Origin of the sequence: Legionella drancourtii LLAP12 (genome assembly GCF_000162755.2) — a bacterium.
GTDB lineage: Bacteria > Pseudomonadota > Gammaproteobacteria > Legionellales > Legionellaceae > Legionella > Legionella drancourtii.
Genome location: NZ_JH413817.1, coordinates 137,550 through 154,768, shown reverse-complemented (window position 1 = coordinate 154,768; position 17,219 = coordinate 137,550). Strand labels below are relative to the sequence as shown.

Here is a 17,219-nt window from a genome sequence, read left to right as displayed (position 1 = left end):
TACAGTCAAGTCGCTGGGCGAGGAAGTTGTGGGTTGTGCTAAATAATTGACATTAATGTAGTGTAGATTCATCTTCTGTTTGATAGAGAACCAAGTCGAGAAACGCCAATTGTTCTTCAGTCAAATTAGAAGACAATACATGTCTGATAATCCACTTCGTCTCTTGCAAAGTTACGATACGCGAATCTGAAAATTGCAGTTGATTCATAATCATTTCGAAAGATTCCGCATTAAGAACTTTCCATAACTTCATACGCATGAGAAATTGATAACTTGCCTTAGTCAACTTCATTTGCTCATCATAAGTAAATATGCGGGTTGACTTTTGTTGTTGCATTCGAACATGTAACACTTCATCATCTGCAGATGTGTTTTCGTCATCACTAACATCCGTTGCGTCTTGATCAACGGATTTATGACTCTTTTGCAGCTGGGTAAGGCTTGTTTCAAATAAGTTCAACAACATTTCAAATAAGTTATCTTTCATACTAACACCTCATATAGCCACCGGGTACTGATAATACAGCCCCTTTTAATTCTAATTCTGCAAGTTCACGGGTCACTTGCTCAACGGTGCTTCCACTACGTAAAATGATCTGATCAATAGTCGTCATTTCAAAGCCAATGAACTTTACTAGGTTTTCATTCTCACTGGCAAGAAAAAAAATAGGTTTCTCAGTAATGAGCGGTTGTGGCTCTATTCTAAGCTCATCAAGAACATCAATAACTGAGGTAACTAATTTAGCGCCCTGCTGCACTAAATAATGACAACCACGAGCTAATGGATTATGAATGGATCCTGGTATCGCTAAAACGTCCCGATTTTGTTCCAATGCCATCCGTGCTGTAATTAATGAACCGCTCTTTATTGCGGCCTCTATAACCAAAGTGCACAATGATAAGCCACTTATTATACGATTTCTGCGTGGAAAATGTCCAGCGATTGGTGGACTTTTTAACGGAAACTCACTTAATAGCAAACCAGATTGCGTAATTTGCTCCGCAAGTTTGGCATGCCGGCGCGGATAAATACAATCAATCCCGGTACCCATCACCGCAATCGTTTTCCCACCAGATTCCAGACAACCTATATGTGCTTGACCATCTATCCCCAAAGCCAAACCACTCACAATCGTAATGCCCTGTGCAGCCAGCTCTTTAGCAAAAAAACGTGCATTTTCGCTGCCCGTCGCCGAAGGATTGCGACTACCAATTACGGCCAATTGCGGTTGTTGAAACGCCGATAACTGGCCTTGGGCATATAAAACAATCGGAGGATCGGTAATTTCTTTTAATAAGGCCGGATAATTTGGCGAATCCCAAGTTAATAAATGATGATCTGCAGCAGCCTGCAACCACTGCAAATCAGCCTGAATTAGATTTAAATCAAAGCCGGTAATGGTCTGCGCCAGTAATGACGGTAATCCAGCTTGTTCTAACTCTGCTTGAGAAAGCTGGAACATTTGCTGTAAATCCGGCCAGCGTCTATATAATTTAGCCACCGTACGCGGGCCAATTTTATCCATTCGGTTTAAAGCAAGAAAATAAGGTAAATTATTCATGGGTTAGTCACTGTATTATACAAATAAACGGCTCGTGAAGAACGAACTATCAATGCAAAACTAGTCTTGGTAAAGACCCTAAATACCATCACTTCGCCAATGCGTTCAGGAGGTAATTTAATCGGAATTAACGAATTTTTCGGATCCCGAACCAAGTGTGGTTTTCGATAAATACCTAAAACATCCCCTGCTTCTAATCCATTACGCTCGCCTTTGTTAATCACCACAACCCCACCCACCGCTTCTTGGCTATTACCACTTGGCATACCATCAGGCATATCGATAATTTGTCCCATAACAGGAACAGCTGGGGCTTTGGGTGCAAAATACAAATCAAATTCGGGGCTATTATTAATTAAAACACGATCCAGTATTTTGATGCCTACATTAATATTGGTTAATAATATAGTTGCAGGTTCGCCACCTGCGATTAGGCGAGCATAACCTACTAAAGATGCTTTAAACCCTAATGGTTCTCGCGTTATGGGATCAACATAATTTGTCCCTTGACGAAACAATGAATAAGCAATAGAACCACCTTCGGCTAATTCCCGGCGCAAGCGTAACCCCTTAACATAAGCTTCATCCCCCTGCCCGCCCATCATATGTTCCCCCATAAAGGCAACGACATAGGGTGCGCGACTTAGGGCATCGACATCTAAGACTAATGATTCATTTAAAAACGGTTTGAGATCACCCAAAGGGATTGCGGGAATCGCCTGTTCAATAGGCATGGGGCGCGCATTAGGAGATAACTTAATTACACCATTACTTAAAACTTTAATGTACGGCTTGTTTTCATAATAAGCCAAAATCAATACATCGCCAGCATACAAACGATTAGGATTTTTTATCGTGGGATTGGCATGCCAAAGTTCTTTCCATTCCCAGGGATTATGCAAATATTTACCAGAAATACGCCATAAGCTATCGCCAGGTTGGATTACATAACGTTCGGGGGAATCAGGTCTTAAACTAAGTGCATAATTGAGCGTGGCGCATAAAAAAAAGAATAAAAAGAGAATAAATCTCATCAAGTCAATCCTTTGTGGGCTATTGGCATCTTGCAGCATTACAATATATCAAGGATAATATCACGATTTTTATACAGAGAACCAGATACACAATGGCCATTCACAAGATTCTTTATTTACCCGATCCTCGCCTAAGAGAGCTATCAAAACCAGTTGTTACCTTTGATGACACCTTACAAACGCTAATCGATGACATGTTTGAAACAATGTACGATGCGCATGGTGTAGGTCTTGCTGCAGCACAAATCGGCGTTAGTTTACGTTTATCCGTAATCGATATTCTGGGGGATAAAAAAAATCAAATCGTCATTATTAATCCTGAAATTATTGCTTCTGAAGGTGAAAGCAAATTTGATGAGGGCTGTCTTTCGGTTCCTGGTGCCTACGATACAGTAACCCGGGCTGAAAAAGTTACCGTTAAGGCATTAGACCGCCATGGCAAACCTTTTGAGATTAAGGCCGAAGGCTTACTCGCTGAATGCCTGCAACATGAAATCGATCACATGAATGGTAAATTATTTATCGACATGCTTTCACCCTTAAAAAAAGCGATGGCACGTAAAAAATTAGATAAGTTCAAACGTCAGCTAGCTCGTGGCAAATCATGAGTGGATTAAATATTGTTTTTGCAGGAACACCAGCCTTTGGCTTGCCTTGCCTTGATGCCTTAGCGCAATCGGCGCACCATATTCAAGCCATTTATACCCAGCCAGACCGTCCCGCAGGCCGTGGCCGCAAGCTACAAGCCTCTGCGATTAAAGAATGGGCTTTGGCTCATGATATCCCCGTTTATCAACCGCTGAACTTTAAAAATCCAGAAACAGTTGCTGAGTTAGCCACATTAAAGCCCGATGTGCTGATTGTTATTGCATATGGCTTAATCTTACCCAAATCGGTACTGGAAATACCGCGATTAGGCTGTGTTAATGTTCATGCCTCTTTACTACCACGCTGGCGTGGCGCCTCACCAATTCAACATGCCATTCTCCATGGCGATGCCGAATCAGGGGTAACCATTATGCAAATGGATATAGGCATGGATACTGGCGATATGCTGCTTAAAGTGAGCTGCCCAATCACGACCACCGATACCGCAACCACTTTGCACGATAAATTAGCCCAGATTTCAGCACAACCATTGCTTAAAACGTTAACTGAATTAGCCAATAATACCGCACGTCCTGAAGTACAAAATAATGACTTGGCTACTTATGCCGGAAAAATCAACAAAGAAGACGCTTTAATTAATTGGCAACAAACCGCCGCTGAAATTGATCAAAAAATCCGCGCATTTAATCCTTGGCCCATAGCCTATACGCTTTTAAATGAAGAGGTATTGCGTATTCATCAAGCGCACGTTGTCACCACAGAAAGCACGCAAACGCCTGGAACAGTACTACATATTGATAAAAAAGGCATGTTGATTGCTACAGGGCGGCAAGGCATATTGGTTGAGAAAATTCAGCTCCCTGGTGGCAAAGTAATTACTATTGCTGATTGGTTAAATTCATCTAAATCACAGATACATGTAGGATTGATATTTTAATAGGCTGTGCTGTAAAGTCTTATGGTGCTTACTTAAGAAAAAATCCGCTACCTACTTCCTGAAGCTTGTCCGCAAGATCCTGGAATCTTGCGCCATGACGAAACCATGGATTCGGCGGACAAGCTGCGAACGTAGGAATAAAGCGCCCCTACTCCGTAAAAAAAAAACCACTTAAGGTAGTGAATAATTACTCATGAATAAAAACGAACGGCTCCACGCTTTAAAAATTTTAACGACATTACTGGCCGACAAATCGTCCTTATCCCAACTCATGCCAAGCTCAGCCGACGTCTCACCAATGACTAAAGAAATCTGTTTTGGTTTTTGTCGTCATTATTTTCGTTTGCAAGCCATAGCCGATTGCTTACTGAAAAAAAGACCTAAAGAAGCTGAAATCTGGATTGCTTTGCTGATAGGTCTTTATCAATTACATTATATGAACCAGCCTGATTATGCCGTAGTAAAAGAAACCGTCGCCTTGCTGGAAAAAACCAAAAAAGCTTGGGCAAAAGGCTTAGTGAATGCCGTTTTGCGCAATTTTTGTCGACAAAAAGAGGAATTACTGGCCAAACTAAGCCAAGATCCTTTATTTGTTTACGGCCAACCACAGTGGCTCTTAAAACGCTTAAAAACAGATTGGCCTAATGACTGGCAAGCAATCGCTCAAGCCAATGATGCTCATCCACCGATGACCCTAAGAGTCAACATCAGAAAAAATTCCGTAGCCGACTATTTACAGGCATTAAATCAAGCAGGCGTAGAAGCGCATGCTCACCCTGTCGCCCCCGATGGGATTACTTTGGTTTCGCCTTGTGATGTACGACAACTTCCTGGTTTTGCTGAAGGCTGCATCTCGGTTCAAGATGCAGCAGCGCAATTAGCCGTTTCTTTATTGGCATTAAAACCCGGCTTACGCCTATTGGACGCGTGTTGTGCTCCGGGTGGCAAAACCTGCCATATTTTAGAAACTGAACCCAATTTAAGTGCTTGTGTTGCCTTAGATGTCGACCCCAAAAGATTAATTCGCGTACAAGAAAATTTAACCCGTCTTAACCTACAAGCAACATTACTGCAGGGTGATGCGTCAACGCCAACAACCTGGTGGGATGGTCAACTTTTTGATCGCATTTTATTGGATGCCCCTTGTTCGGCTACCGGGGTAATTCGTCGTCATTCGGATATTAAATTACTCCGTACTAATGACGAAATTGTAACGGTAACTAAAATTCAGCATACTATATTAAATTCTTTATGGCCCTTACTGGCTAAAGATGGCTTGATGGTTTATGCCACTTGTTCCGTAATATCTGCCGAAAACGAGCAGCAAATAGCCCGTTTTGTCGCAGAAAATCCTGATTGCAAAGTACTAAGCGGTAATTGGCCTTGGGGATGTGCGACAGGTCATGGCCAACAAATTTTGCCTGGAGACCAAGGCATGGATGGATTCTTTTATACAGTTTTGTTAAAACAATAAAAATTACTATTGCTCTCCCCTTAGAGAGAAATAAGCGTTTAAGGATGAAAAATGACAATCAATTGGCCATTAATTACTGTTTTATTCGGTCTGTCCATTCCGGGTACCCTCATTGCGATAAAACGGTTAATTTATTTTTTATTACCCGACAATACTGAAGAATTAAAAAAACGCATCAACCGTTTTGCTATTGCACAAACATTGGTGACCGTCTTACTCATGTGTGTGGCTGGAACCATAATATCCCGAAGTACGGGCTTAGGCGCTCCCATATTGGAAGCATTTTTGGAGGGTAAAGTAGGAATAAGTGCATTTATGCCTATTTTACTCCCAACCACCCTCTATGCTCTGGTAGGACTTGTTACTTTTGGTCTTCTTTATTATGGTTTGGCAAAACACGTTATCGATGAAAAAAGCCTGCAAATTATGACTAAATTGCGCATTACCCTTGGTATTGATGGCTGTGTTCTTTATGGTGGTGTTGTCGAAGAAGTTATTGCCCGTTGGGGTTTATTGAATTTAGCCACTTTTTTTGCGCTCATTTTCACAAAGCAACCTTCTCCCCTTATTATTTGGCTCTCAATTTTTATCAGCGGCATAATTTTTGCGATCGGACAACTACCTGCGTATATTGCTGCAGGTTGCACATCAAGCCAGCAATTTATTTATTCATTTATAGTACTTAGCCTCTTGCAATCCGTCATTTTTGGCTACTTGTTTTGGCAATATGGCCTTATTTGCTCCATCTTGGCCCATATGCTTTTTCATTTAGGATGGGCACTTTACGACTTTAAATTAAGTAAATAATTTACCGAAATCGTAAAAAAATTGTAAAGTGACCTTGAGTTAACACTGCCTTAATTTTAATCATCTATTCTACAATCTATTATAAATATGTGGATGGTTAAGGTTATGGCAACTCATTTAACGTCAAGTAGTGAATTTGCTTCTTTAGTAAGCCAATTACAACTAGCGCCTGATAATATTCATCTGAAAAAGCAGGTAATAAAGCATTTACCACAAATGAGAGAATTGGCGAAAACCAATCCTTTGGCGTTGTATCACTTAGCCATGATTTATCATCCCAAATCAGATCAATACAGACAAACCGTGCTGCAAGCAGCCGATTTAGGGTGCACTAATGCCATGTTGATGGCATGCCAAATTTTAAATAAAACCGGGCTACCAGAAGATAAGGAAATGGCAGCTCATTATCTTCAGAAAATTGAGGAATCCCAAGATACATTTATTATTGAAAACAGTAAAAAATTATTGGACAACCCCCAACAGACTAAAGAAACACAAAACCCACCAATCAAAACGCACGCGGGAAATCATGCTCAAAGTTTTTTTACATCGCAGCCTGAAAAAAAAGAAATGGGTGTTGGGCTGGGAGAAACAGCGCGAGAACAGCCTACTAGCTCACACCTGTAATGTTAGCGTAAGAGCAGAATAAGATAGCGAGTAAAACCTTGCGCACCTCCTCAACTCGAACGGAGCGGGAGAGGATATTCTTCTCCGGACTTACGTTAATTTAAACCAATAAAAAACGGAAATTTTGTTGTATCTGATTTAAGTCAAACTGATTCAGATACAAAGAAAAACTCATCCACGCACTTAATGCGGCCAAATCCTGAAATGGCGGCGGCAAATAAACAGGATTAGTTAAAATACCGCGCTCTTTTAGCTCACCTAATAGAGGCAAATCATCCAAAACTAATTTGCCTGTGAACAGTAAAGGAATTGAATCAACACGCTTTTGACTAATTGCAAAACGAATATAATTGTAAATCAACACAAAACCTTTTGCATACGATAAATCTTTAGTGAATGGACCACCAGTTGGCGTGCTGCCACGAAATACCCGTACCGTTTGATTGTAACTGTCTTCTTCACTTAAACCACACTCGATAAAATGCCGATAAATATCGAGGAAATTAGCGCCCTGTGTTACTTTATCCAAGGCAATTACCCTATTCGTAATTTTTAACATTCGCCCCGGGTAGGAGGAAAAAGTAACTACTTCGGTAATGACGGCTAAACCCTCCTGAATCACACTACTGGAAGGTGAACCTTTAGAAAGAAAAAAACAATTCGGTTGCATAGAACCATTTAAAGTAGTGCCAACATGCACCCAGCCCTCATGTACTTCCAGATAACGCAGATCCCTATCGCTAAACATGGCCTGCTGGCTTAATTTAATGCTGTCGGCGCCCGCAGAAGCATCCGCCACCATATCATCACTTACCATCACGGTTACTTTGCCAGGGTGTTTATCGAAAAAATGGCCTAAACGTGCCTGTAAAATTTCCTGAGCTTGCTGTGGTGTATGGCGTTTCACATCCGCTTCAGATTGTAATTGCACATTCAAATCAGTTAACACGTCAAATAATAAAGTGCCCATTTGTGACATACGTGGTCCACCCGCATAAAATACATCGTTTGGACTACCATATAACTCCATGGCCAACTCGCTAAATGCTGGAGTGCCACGCACTGCTAACATTTGACAAGCGCGACTGTATTCTTCACATTGACGGCGAATTAAACGAGTTAACGTCGAATATTGTCCTAATTGATTCTGCGCATCGCGTAAAATAAAACGAAATTCTTCTTGTTTCTCATGAACATCAAAAGGGAGTGGTTTCTTGGTGTAATATTCTTTATCGACAGAAGGAAGCTTTTGCCCCTTATGTTTAAAAAATTCCTTTTTTATTGAATCATCCCATTTAATACTATCAAGGATCCTAATTTTCCGTTGCGCATCAACAACACGCTGTGATAACTCTCGTACAATAAGCAACTCAGCTGATTCTGATGTCATGATAACCTCTTATTACTTACATCGGTGGCGCAATACTGACGTGCGCATCCTGGTTTTGGGGCGGCAAATTATAAAAATCACTAATATTTGCTCTTGTTAATGGTGGTGGTATTTCCAGTTTTACACCATTACGGCTCTTTAAGTATAGACTCTCACCATTACTTGAATAACGACCTGAACAAGCAGTAAGTATCAGTACTGCACCTACAATAAAACTTAATTTTTTCACAACATTCCCCGATTAAATCAATTCCAAACTCTTCATTACATTTTCTAATGCCGCATGATGTTCTGCAGATAAATGAGTTAACGGCAATCTTATTTCATCACCTATTAGCCCCATTCTGTTCAAAGCCCATTTAATAGCAATAGGGTTCGTTTCAACGAATAATAACTCATTTAGAGGCATTAATTGTTCATGCAAACGCAAACTGGCGGCATGCTCCCCATCTAAAGCACAATCACACATTTTAGCCATTAATTTGGCAGCCACGTTCGCTGAAGCAGAAATATTTCCTTTAGCTCCTGCCAGCATCCAGGAAGCAGCCGTAAAATCATCGCCACTAAAAACATCAATACTGCCTTCAGAAAGACGCAAAATTTGTTGTAAACGCGTCATTTGTCCGGTTGCTTCTTTAACCCCCACAATATTAGAAATTTTGGACAAGCGAGCCACTGTTTCAGGCAGTAAATCACAAGCAGTTCTTCCAGGAACATTATAAAGAATAATCGGCATAGGCACTGTTTGCGCAATAGCGCTGTAATGTTGGAATAAGCCTTCTTGAGTTGGTTTGATGTACGCTGGCGTCATAATTAAGGCCGCATGAGCCCCAGACTCCATTGCTTCACAGGTTAATTTGATGCAGTCACGTGTTGCATTCATAGCCGTACCCGCAATGACAGGGATACGTTCTTTGGCTTGCTCAACAACCGTTTTAATTACTAAAAGCTTTTCATCATGAGATAAAGTACCTGATTCGCCGGTAGTGCCTGCGGCAACGATACCATGGGTTCCCATTTCAATGTGGAATTCGACCAATTCACGTAGACGAGGAACATCAATTTGGTCATTCTGCATTGGCGTTATTAAAGCCACTATACTTCCTTTAAACATAGCGTCCTCTATTTTTATTATTCTAATCTTTCAATACTACTGGAAAACTGGGGTAAGAGTAAAATTTCAAACACAAAAGTACCATTTACAAACAATAAATGGGTAATTTGTCATCATAAAAGTTAATTTTTGTACTAGAATTCATAATGAAGAGTAAATTTTGGGTGTTTAATTCACAGCTTAATTTCTCTTTAGGAAATAAACACCTTATGAATAAGAAAAGGGAGTCTGCCATGAAAAAAATTATCTCTACGCTCTGTGTAGTCAGTCTATCAACTTTTATGCTGGGTGGTTGTACTAATACTGAAGTTGGTACCGGCGTAGGTGGAGCTGCTGGCGCAGGCTTAGGCTATGCGGTGACTGGAGGTAGTGCTCTGGGTACAGTAATCGGCGCAGGTGCAGGAGCTTTAGTAGGAAATTCCATTGGTCAAGAACAAGACCGACGTGCCTATTATTACCACCATCGTTATTATAATAATGGTTATTACTAATAGCAGATTAAATCTAATATATAGAGCGAAAACTTCTCTTTTTGGTACCTAACGCAATGCAGTCCAACGCGATGGCCGTCCCTCACTCCATTGTTGGGCTGCCACTAAATAGAGGATATTTACAACTGGGATGAAAAATATGCCCATGGTTTGACACAATTATGGCGATTACAACTCAATCTCTAAATCAAAAAATTCTGATGTAAATACAGCAATATCAAATTTCCATTGCTATACTCTTAAGATTAATTTTTTGATTGTACTCAAGTATGACTTGGGTTTAGCCTAATAAAACTACTACAAGGATTGTAATCATGCACTTAAAAGATAAAGTCGCGATAATTACTGGCGCTGCCAGTGGCATAGGCAAAGAAATTGCCTTAGTTTACGCCAAAGCGGGAGCAAAAATTGCCATTGCCGATCTCAATCTAGATCAAGCTAATCTTGCCGCAGAAGAAATAAAATCAAAAGGTGGCGAAGCAATGGCCGTAGCTATGAATGTCACCGATGAAAAGCAAGTGAATCAAGGTGTTGACGATGTAGTGAAACACTTTGGCAATGTTGATGTTCTCGTCAGCAATGCGGGAATTCAAATCATTAGTGCCCTTGATCAATTAGCCTACTCCGATTGGAAAAAATTATTATCCATTCATTTAGATGGTGCTTTTTTAACAACCCGAGCCGTACTCAGACACATGTATGCATCAGGTAAAGGTGGCAGTATCATTTATATGGGCTCGGTTCATTCTAAAGAAGCTTCACTACTTAAAGCTCCCTATGTTACAGCAAAACATGGCTTAATCGGCTTGTGTAAAGTAGTAGCCAAAGAAGGAGCCGCTCACAATGTACGCGCTAATGTGATTTGCCCAGGCTTCGTACGGACTCCATTAGTAGAAAAACAAATCCCGGAACAAGCCAAAGAATTAGGAATCAGTGAAGAGGATGTCATTAAAAAAGTAATGCTAAAAGAGACTGTAGATGGTGAATTTACAACTACAGATGATGTAGCGCAAACTGCCCTATTCTTTGCTTCATTTGCATCGAATGCCCTAACTGGTCAATCACTCATTGTCAGTCATGGATGGTTCATGGAGTAAGTAATGGCACGTACCAAAAAGAAAACCAAATCAAACTATGATCAAATTGCCTGCTGCTTTCAAGGCGGCGGCGCTTTAGGCGCTTATCAGGTAGGGATTTTACGTGCATTGAATGAAGCAGGTTATTATCCTGATTGGTTTGCTGGTACCTCGATAGGTGCCATTAATGCAGCCATAGCTGCGGGCAACAATGAAAAAGTCCGTATTGAAAAAATGTATCAATTTTGGGAAAAAATTGCGACTCCCGCACTGATAGCCCCCTCATTACTATCTGATGACTTTAGAAATCGACAAATACAACACTTTATTTCAGCTCAATCGACCCTTCTTTTTGGTCAGCCTGGTTTTTTTAGCCCTCGTATTCCCCCCATAATTCCAGGTTATGATACAACGCCAGATAAGTTAAGTTATTATGATACCAGTCTACTTAAAAGTACGCTGGAAGAATTTATAGACTTTGAGCGCATCAACTCTAAAAGCACCCGCTTATGTCTTGGTGCTGTTGAAGTGAGCTCGGGTGAAATCGAATATTTTGATTCTTTTAAATGCAAAATTGGACCAGAACATATTATGGCAAGTGGCGCCCTTCCTCCTGGTTTTCCCGCTGTAGAAGTCGATGGAAAATATTATTGGGATGGTGGACTATCCAGCAATTCGCCTGCAACTTATGTTTTATCCGCAGAGCATGGCACACAAAAGTTACTCTGTTTTGCAATCCATTTATTTGATTCTTATGGCTTACATCCAAAAACCATTGATGACGTTATGATGCGCAAAAAAGACATTGAATTCTCCAGTCGCTTTTCTAAGACAATTCAACTCCATAAAGAAATTCATGAATTAAAAAACAGCATTCACATACTGTCGCAATTTGTTCCGCCCAAGGAAAGAAAAAATCCTGAAATCAATCGTTGCATCCGTAGAGGATGTGAGTCGACCATTGCGGTGGTTCGTTTTTTATATGCACAAGATAACAGTGAACTTAATTCTAAGGACTATGAGTTTTCAAGAAAATCAATACTTGAACGTATTGAGCGTGGTTATCGTGACGGAGTAAACGCCATTAAAAAATCACCATGGCTGGCCCCAACATCACAATCGGCGGGAATCGCTCTATATGACATGTCCTCCGAGCAGCATTTGATGGAGACAAACCAATGAATAAAATAGAAATCAAACAAAAAGCATGCAGGCTACATATTAATATTAACCCAATACGCAAGCACACCTGTAGCCAACCTAACCGGTTCACTGGAGTATAAATGCTGTACCTTTATTAACAGATTTGACTTGGCCTTATGGGCGAGTTGTTCATGATTATCTGGCATAGATAATTGGATGTTGTAGATTTGGAGAGCGAATAAAAATGTTAATTATAATAGGCTATATAGTTGTCTTACTCTGTGTTTTTGGGGGATTTGCACTCGGAGGTGGCCATCTTGCTGCAATATTCCAACCGGTTGAATTGCTTATCATTGGTGGTGCGGCCGTAGGCTCTCTTATTGTCGGTAATAGTCTGAGTGTTTTAAAAGCACTAGGAAGAGCAATACCTAAAGTTTTTCGCAGTGAAAAAACTTCTAAAGCCACTTATATTAGCTTATTAGGCCTATTATATAACTTGCTAAATAAAGCACGCCAACAAGGCATGATGTCCATTGAATCAGATATTGAAGAACCTGAAAGCAGTCCTATTTTCACCAATTATCCGTCATTAATGAGTGAGCATCATATTATTGAATTCATCTGCGATTACTTCAGATTAATCATTACCTCCAACATGCAGCCTTTTCAATTAGAGGCATTGATGGATATGGAAATTGAATCACATCATGAAGAAGAATTGATTCCGGCAAATACCATAACTAAAGTAGCTGATGCCATGCCTGCTTTTGGTATTGTAGCTGCTGTTCTTGGGGTGGTGCACACCATGGAGTCAATCAGCCTGCCGCCAGCAGAATTAGGCATACTCATTGCGCATGCACTCGTAGGTACATTCCTCGGCATTTTAATAGGTTATGGATTTATTGGACCGATAGCCACAGCCATGGAGCAACGTGCTAACCAAACGCAATTAATGTTGCAATCGATTAAAGCCACCATCCTCGCCAGCTTACACAATAATCCACCGCTAATCGCGGTAGAATTTGGGCGTAAAGTCTTATTCTCTGCACAACGACCTTCATTCACTCAATTAAATGATGAAATAAAAAATGTCAAACAAGCAGAACCTGCATCGTCTAGTGCCAATGCTGAACCAACCCCTAGTTAGAGTATAAATTATGAGTGAAAATGAAAACAGTGCGAAAGAGAAATCCCAGCCCATTATTATCAAAAAAGTAAAAAAACATGGCCATGCACATCATGGTGGTTCATGGAAAATCGCTTATGCTGACTTTGTGACAGCAATGATGGCGTTTTTCTTATTAATGTGGTTAATTGCCTCATTGAATAAAGCACAAAGAGAAGGAATTGCCGAATACTTTAAACAACCAATTAAAGTGACTTTTTTTGGTGGCAAAGACGTAGGTAACCAACAAATCCGCGTTAAAGGTGGAGGACTTCAGATTGAAGATACTAATGGCCAGGTTTCGACCACAAAGATGAATGATTCCAAAGATGCCAAGCCACAAGATATAGAGGTTATCCAATCATCACAAACACAGACGCAAAAATTGGAAGAATTGAAATCAGAAATTAACTTAAGCATTCAAAACGATCCGTCACTCAATGGCTTAAAAGATCGAATGTTAATGGAAGTAGTGCACGATGGTTTACGTATTCAGCTTATTGATAACCAAAAGAACCCTATGTTTGATGTAGGTTCGGAAAAATTAAATCCACAATTTGAACCCATATTTACCAAAATTTCTAAGTTACTTAATGGGGTACCTAATAAAGTAACCATTCAAGGATATACTGATGCGCATCCCTATCATAATCCCGATGAATTAGAATACACCAACTGGGAATTATCTACGCAAAGAGCCAATGCTGCCCGCCGTGCTTTGATAAAAGCGGGTCTGGATGAAAATAAGGTCATGAAAGTGTCGGGATTTTCTTCAACGATGCCCCTGGATAAAAAAGATCCGTTTAATGCAATAAACCGACGCATTAGTATTATTGTAATGAAACCCGGTGCTGTTGATAAGCTAATGAAATAATATGGCACAGGCCACCAATTTATTTTCAATCCTATTGGTGGTTCGCCCTCGCAGCCATTAATCGGACAATAGCCCTGCCCATAACATCTTATTTTCTAAGGCAATTCTCATGACAACCCTAGACACCCCATAGGAAACACTATAAATTACAATGATGAAAATGCTGCTATTGCCGATGATGATTTATTGATGCCGAAAATAATATTTTTGATACTTATAATTGGATTATCTAGTTGTGATAGAGATATGGTACAACACTCGCAACTTGCCCCTAAAAAATTTCCCTCCAGTAGCACAGCCTATAAGCCGTTAGACAATTTACCGTACCTGGCTTGGTGGCAACAATTTCATGATGCGGAATTAAATAACTTAATGGCAATGGGTTTGCGTAATAATACAGATATTCATATTGCCATAGGAAATCTAGAACAAGCACGTGGCGAGTTACTGCAGGTCAAACTAAGCTGGATTCCTACCATCCAGTTATTTGCTGGTTATTCAACCAATCCAGCCCTTGGAGTGCCAGGTGCTTTTTATGCTATTTGGCCCTATTATGTTTTGAACATAATGAAGCTCTATACCCAACAGAAAAAAGCAACCTACAACCTACAATATTCTCTTGCGGCAACAGAGGGAGTTCGTTTGGTGGTAATTGGTCAAATTGCCTCAGCCTATTTTACGCTGATGTCACAACAAGAGCAGCTGCGACTTCTGCAACAGCTAGATAATGATCTAAAAGCCCTAGTTGCTCTAAGTGAACAAGAAATTAAAGCAGGGCTTGAAAATGACATTGCCTTGGCGCAATTACATTCCGATGAGCAATTAATTGCCGCCCAGATTAAACCTATTTTGCATAACATCGTGTCCAGTGAAAATGCGCTGCGCTACCTCATCAATGAAAATCCCGGCAGAGTAAGCAATAAAAACAATTTTGCTAAATTAGACTTTAGTCATTTTAGACCAGGAAGTTTGCCCGCCACCGTCTTAAATAATCGTCCTGACATGAAAATGGCGGTTTATGCCTTAAAAGGAGCCCAGGCAAGTAAGCTTGTTGCCTGGAGTGATTTCTTTCCAACGTTGCAACTGGATGAGTTAGTTGGCGAAGCCCAGTTACCGCATCGCAAATTTATAAAAGTAACCGATGCTTATGCTAACTGGAGTCTAATCCCTGGTTCTATAGGCAAAATCGTTGCCAGTAAAGGGGCTTATAAGGCTAAAGTTGCTGAATTTTATCAGACCGTCCGACGGATTTTGCGTGAAGTGGATACTGATTATTCTGCAAACAAACGCATGAATGAGCAGTTCACTATTTATCTGCGTGCCGAAGCAGACTATCGCCATAAATACAAATTACAACAAGGATTATTAAAAACAGGCTTGATTTCATACAAAGAATTATTACAAAGCAAAATCAATTTGGATAGCTTAGCACTTAGAACAAATCAGGCTAAATTAGATCTAGCCATATCTCTAGTTGTTTTATACCAAGATCTAGCAGGGGGATATGCTTATGAAAAGACACAGGACAAATAGATTGCTATGGGTCTATTTGAATATTGAATAGTTAATCGATTTGAGTTGATATGATAACTTTTACCAGATTGCGTCAGGGATTGAAACAACGTCTTACTCATTTAAAGAGGAAGATTACCTTAGCAAACACGATTATTTTTATTGGTATTTTAACAACACTGGTTTATATTTTTTCGTTCCTCTTTCCTTTTACTGACAACGCCTTTGTCGTCAATAACGTTCGGCCAGTGGCTGCGTTAACCAGTGGTTACATTACGGGGCTTTATGTAAAAAACGGCGATGTGGTGCAAAAAGGACAAAAACTTTTCACCGTATTTAAAAGACCCTATGCCTATGCACAGGCTCAATTCAGCGCCAATTTGGTAAGCGCCCAGGCAACGCTCGCTGCACTAAAAGCAACGTATGAGCGTGATTTGAAACTAAGTAAAAATGAGGAAAGAAATTACATTAAGGTAAAACAAGATGATGAAAAATATCAAAAAGGCTATCGTTTACGTTCAGTTTCGTTAATTACTTTACAAAATTCGGAACAAGAGACCCTGGCGGCAAAGAATAGATGGGAGGCATCTCTACAACAGCTGGAAATAGATAAGTATCAAATTAAGGCACAAGAAGGGGCAATCATCTCAACTCGTGCGCAATTAAAAAATGCGAAGGTAAATCTGCAGCTCACTGATGTTTATGCCCAAGATAATGGCATTATTCAAAATCTGTTTTTCACACTCGGGACACCAGTAAATGTCAATCAGCCTCTTTTTTCTTTGGTTGATACCCAGAATATTTATATTCAAGCAAATTTTAATGAAACAGATTTGAGCCGTGTACGCAAAGGTGCAAAGGTCACCGTCTTTCCAAGAATGTATCTCGGCAGAAAGATCTTTCATGGGCTCATTGAATCGGATTATTGGTCAGCAAATAGACAATTAGTAGACAATCGAACACAGCTACAAAATGTCGTTAATGAAAACCAATGGATTTTATTGCCACAACGCCTGCCGGTAATTATTCGCATCACCGATCCGGATCCAGATTATCCGCTTCGTCTTGGAAGTAGTGCCTATGTTTATGTCAAAGTTTAAGCAATGGCTTGATGAGCATGACCCCTATGACCTGCAAAGAGTTGTCTTGCATAAAGCGCTCTTTCTTGCAACGATTGGTGCCTATGCTTATTGGCTGTTTCTACCGGTTAGCTTCCAGTCATTCTTTTCCTTCTTTCTGGTGCTTGCCTTCTATGAATCACCCGCGCTTCTCACTTTTAGAGACAAAGAACGTCTGCTGATTTTTATGGGCTTAGCCATTATGCTCATCAGTGTCTCCTTTTACCTTATTTATCCCTTTAAAGGCACCTTTTTCTTCTTTTCAGTCTTGGTTCTCGCGCTCACC

General features: G+C 40.3%; 18 protein-coding genes and 1 pseudogene. 13 read left to right on the top strand and 6 right to left on the bottom strand.

All coding sequences use genetic code 11. From position 1 onward, the window contains the following. Positions 1 to 52: 52 nt before the first annotated feature. From LDG_RS07780 to LDG_RS07770, 3 genes are read right to left on the bottom strand one after another with little or no spacing between them, the layout of a single operon-like run. Positions 53 to 487, bottom strand: a complete 435-nt coding sequence (locus LDG_RS07780; protein WP_006870709.1) for a DUF494 family protein — start codon at positions 485 to 487, stop codon at positions 53 to 55. 1 nt (position 488) lies between these two features. Next, positions 489 to 1,562 carry a DNA-processing protein DprA gene (gene dprA / locus LDG_RS07775; protein WP_006870708.1) on the bottom strand — a complete coding sequence of 358 codons (1,074 nt, stop codon included), beginning with the start codon at positions 1,560 to 1,562 and terminating at the stop codon, positions 489 to 491. Further along, positions 1,559 to 2,596, bottom strand: a complete 1,038-nt coding sequence (locus LDG_RS07770) for a LysM peptidoglycan-binding domain-containing protein (RefSeq protein ID WP_006870707.1) — start codon at positions 2,594 to 2,596, stop codon at positions 1,559 to 1,561. Before LDG_RS07770 ends, dprA begins: the two co-directional genes overlap by 4 nt. Before the next feature lie 92 nt (positions 2,597 to 2,688). Between LDG_RS07770 and def the strand changes: the two genes are divergently transcribed. From def to LDG_RS07745, 5 genes are all read left to right on the top strand, one after another. Continuing rightward, on the top strand, positions 2,689 to 3,204 hold the full coding sequence (gene def, locus LDG_RS07765) for a peptide deformylase (protein ID WP_006870706.1): 516 nt from the start codon (positions 2,689 to 2,691) through the stop codon (positions 3,202 to 3,204). Beyond that, positions 3,201 to 4,142: a methionyl-tRNA formyltransferase gene (gene fmt / locus LDG_RS07760; RefSeq protein WP_006870705.1), complete on the top strand. Its 942-nt coding sequence runs from the start codon at positions 3,201 to 3,203 to the stop codon at positions 4,140 to 4,142. Before def ends, fmt begins: the two co-directional genes overlap by 4 nt. Positions 4,143 to 4,335: 193 nt before the next feature. After that, positions 4,336 to 5,616, top strand: coding sequence for a 16S rRNA (cytosine(967)-C(5))-methyltransferase RsmB (rsmB, locus tag LDG_RS07755; RefSeq protein ID WP_040534870.1), 1,281 nt, complete (start codon positions 4,336 to 4,338; stop codon positions 5,614 to 5,616). Between the two features lie 51 nt (positions 5,617 to 5,667). Continuing rightward, positions 5,668 to 6,423, top strand: coding sequence for a CPBP family glutamic-type intramembrane protease (locus LDG_RS07750; RefSeq protein ID WP_006870703.1), 756 nt, complete (start codon positions 5,668 to 5,670; stop codon positions 6,421 to 6,423). A gap of 105 nt (positions 6,424 to 6,528) precedes the next feature. Continuing rightward, entirely contained in the window at positions 6,529 to 7,050 is a 522-nt protein-coding gene (locus LDG_RS07745) for an SEL1-like repeat protein (RefSeq protein ID WP_050805532.1), read from the top strand. 100 nt (positions 7,051 to 7,150) lie between these two features. Here the strand turns inward: LDG_RS07745 and LDG_RS07740 are convergent, their stop codons facing one another. The 3 genes from LDG_RS07740 to dapA are packed head-to-tail and all read right to left on the bottom strand — an operon-like array spanning position 7,151 to position 9,554. Further along, positions 7,151 to 8,443 carry a flavohemoglobin expression-modulating QEGLA motif protein gene (locus LDG_RS07740; protein WP_085955934.1) on the bottom strand — a complete coding sequence of 431 codons (1,293 nt, stop codon included), beginning with the start codon at positions 8,441 to 8,443 and terminating at the stop codon, positions 7,151 to 7,153. 13 nt (positions 8,444 to 8,456) lie between these two features. Continuing rightward, a complete protein-coding gene (locus LDG_RS07735) occupies positions 8,457 to 8,669 on the bottom strand; it encodes a hypothetical protein (RefSeq protein WP_006870700.1) in 213 nt (70 codons plus the stop codon). Positions 8,670 to 8,681: 12 nt separating this feature from the next. Next, positions 8,682 to 9,554, bottom strand: a complete 873-nt coding sequence (gene dapA / locus LDG_RS07730) for a 4-hydroxy-tetrahydrodipicolinate synthase (RefSeq protein ID WP_040534867.1) — start codon at positions 9,552 to 9,554, stop codon at positions 8,682 to 8,684. A 233-nt stretch (positions 9,555 to 9,787) separates the two neighbouring features. Between dapA and LDG_RS07725 the strand changes: the two genes are divergently transcribed. The 8 genes and pseudogenes from LDG_RS07725 to LDG_RS19615 all read left to right on the top strand — a co-directional run. Beyond that, positions 9,788 to 10,045 (top strand): glycine zipper domain-containing protein, encoded by a 258-nt coding sequence (locus LDG_RS07725; RefSeq protein ID WP_006870697.1) that lies wholly within the window; start codon positions 9,788 to 9,790, stop codon positions 10,043 to 10,045. 314 nt (positions 10,046 to 10,359) lie between these two features. Next, positions 10,360 to 11,142, top strand: coding sequence for a 3-hydroxybutyrate dehydrogenase (locus tag LDG_RS07720; RefSeq protein WP_006870696.1), 783 nt, complete (start codon positions 10,360 to 10,362; stop codon positions 11,140 to 11,142). A 3-nt stretch (positions 11,143 to 11,145) separates the two neighbouring features. Continuing rightward, positions 11,146 to 12,303, top strand: a complete 1,158-nt coding sequence (locus tag LDG_RS07715; RefSeq protein WP_006870695.1) for a patatin-like phospholipase family protein — start codon at positions 11,146 to 11,148, stop codon at positions 12,301 to 12,303. 205 nt (positions 12,304 to 12,508) lie between these two features. Continuing rightward, positions 12,509 to 13,411: a flagellar motor stator protein MotA gene (motA, locus tag LDG_RS07710; RefSeq protein ID WP_006870693.1), complete on the top strand. Its 903-nt coding sequence runs from the start codon at positions 12,509 to 12,511 to the stop codon at positions 13,409 to 13,411. A gap of 10 nt (positions 13,412 to 13,421) precedes the next feature. Beyond that, the gene (gene motB / locus LDG_RS07705) at positions 13,422 to 14,303 is read left to right on the top strand and encodes a flagellar motor protein MotB (RefSeq protein WP_006870692.1); all 882 of its coding nucleotides are present in this window, start codon (positions 13,422 to 13,424) and stop codon (positions 14,301 to 14,303) included. Positions 14,304 to 14,549: 246 nt separating this feature from the next. Next, a complete protein-coding gene (locus LDG_RS07700; protein ID WP_006870691.1) occupies positions 14,550 to 15,836 on the top strand; it encodes a TolC family protein in 1,287 nt (428 codons plus the stop codon). Between the two features lie 50 nt (positions 15,837 to 15,886). Then, a complete protein-coding gene (locus LDG_RS07695) occupies positions 15,887 to 16,915 on the top strand; it encodes an HlyD family secretion protein (RefSeq protein ID WP_040534861.1) in 1,029 nt (342 codons plus the stop codon). Beyond that, positions 16,902 to 17,219, top strand: a pseudogene (locus tag LDG_RS19615) (hypothetical protein); the annotation flags it as partial. The gene LDG_RS07695 and the pseudogene LDG_RS19615, both read left to right, overlap by 14 nt.

What these genes read in the sequence shown, in the direction of transcription:
- LDG_RS07780 (WP_006870709.1), bottom strand. Translation starts at nt 487, where the DNA reads ATGAAAGATAACTTATTTGAAATGTTGTTGAACTTATTTGAAACAAGC.
- dprA (WP_006870708.1), bottom strand. Translation starts at nt 1,562, where the DNA reads ATGAATAATTTACCTTATTTTCTTGCTTTAAACCGAATGGATAAAATT.
- LDG_RS07770 (WP_006870707.1), bottom strand. Translation starts at nt 2,596, where the DNA reads ATGAGATTTATTCTCTTTTTATTCTTTTTTTTATGCGCCACGCTCAAT.
- def (WP_006870706.1), top strand. Translation starts at nt 2,689, where the DNA reads ATGGCCATTCACAAGATTCTTTATTTACCCGATCCTCGCCTAAGAGAG.
- fmt (WP_006870705.1), top strand. Translation starts at nt 3,201, where the DNA reads ATGAGTGGATTAAATATTGTTTTTGCAGGAACACCAGCCTTTGGCTTG.
- rsmB (WP_040534870.1), top strand. Translation starts at nt 4,336, where the DNA reads ATGAATAAAAACGAACGGCTCCACGCTTTAAAAATTTTAACGACATTA.
- LDG_RS07750 (WP_006870703.1), top strand. Translation starts at nt 5,668, where the DNA reads ATGACAATCAATTGGCCATTAATTACTGTTTTATTCGGTCTGTCCATT.
- LDG_RS07745 (WP_050805532.1), top strand. Translation starts at nt 6,529, where the DNA reads ATGGCAACTCATTTAACGTCAAGTAGTGAATTTGCTTCTTTAGTAAGC.
- dapA (WP_040534867.1), bottom strand. Translation starts at nt 9,554, where the DNA reads ATGTTTAAAGGAAGTATAGTGGCTTTAATAACGCCAATGCAGAATGAC.
- LDG_RS07725 (WP_006870697.1), top strand. Translation starts at nt 9,788, where the DNA reads ATGAAAAAAATTATCTCTACGCTCTGTGTAGTCAGTCTATCAACTTTT.
- LDG_RS07720 (WP_006870696.1), top strand. Translation starts at nt 10,360, where the DNA reads ATGCACTTAAAAGATAAAGTCGCGATAATTACTGGCGCTGCCAGTGGC.
- LDG_RS07715 (WP_006870695.1), top strand. Translation starts at nt 11,146, where the DNA reads ATGGCACGTACCAAAAAGAAAACCAAATCAAACTATGATCAAATTGCC.
- motA (WP_006870693.1), top strand. Translation starts at nt 12,509, where the DNA reads ATGTTAATTATAATAGGCTATATAGTTGTCTTACTCTGTGTTTTTGGG.
- motB (WP_006870692.1), top strand. Translation starts at nt 13,422, where the DNA reads ATGAGTGAAAATGAAAACAGTGCGAAAGAGAAATCCCAGCCCATTATT.
- LDG_RS07700 (WP_006870691.1), top strand. Translation starts at nt 14,550, where the DNA reads ATGGTACAACACTCGCAACTTGCCCCTAAAAAATTTCCCTCCAGTAGC.
- LDG_RS07695 (WP_040534861.1), top strand. Translation starts at nt 15,887, where the DNA reads ATGATAACTTTTACCAGATTGCGTCAGGGATTGAAACAACGTCTTACT.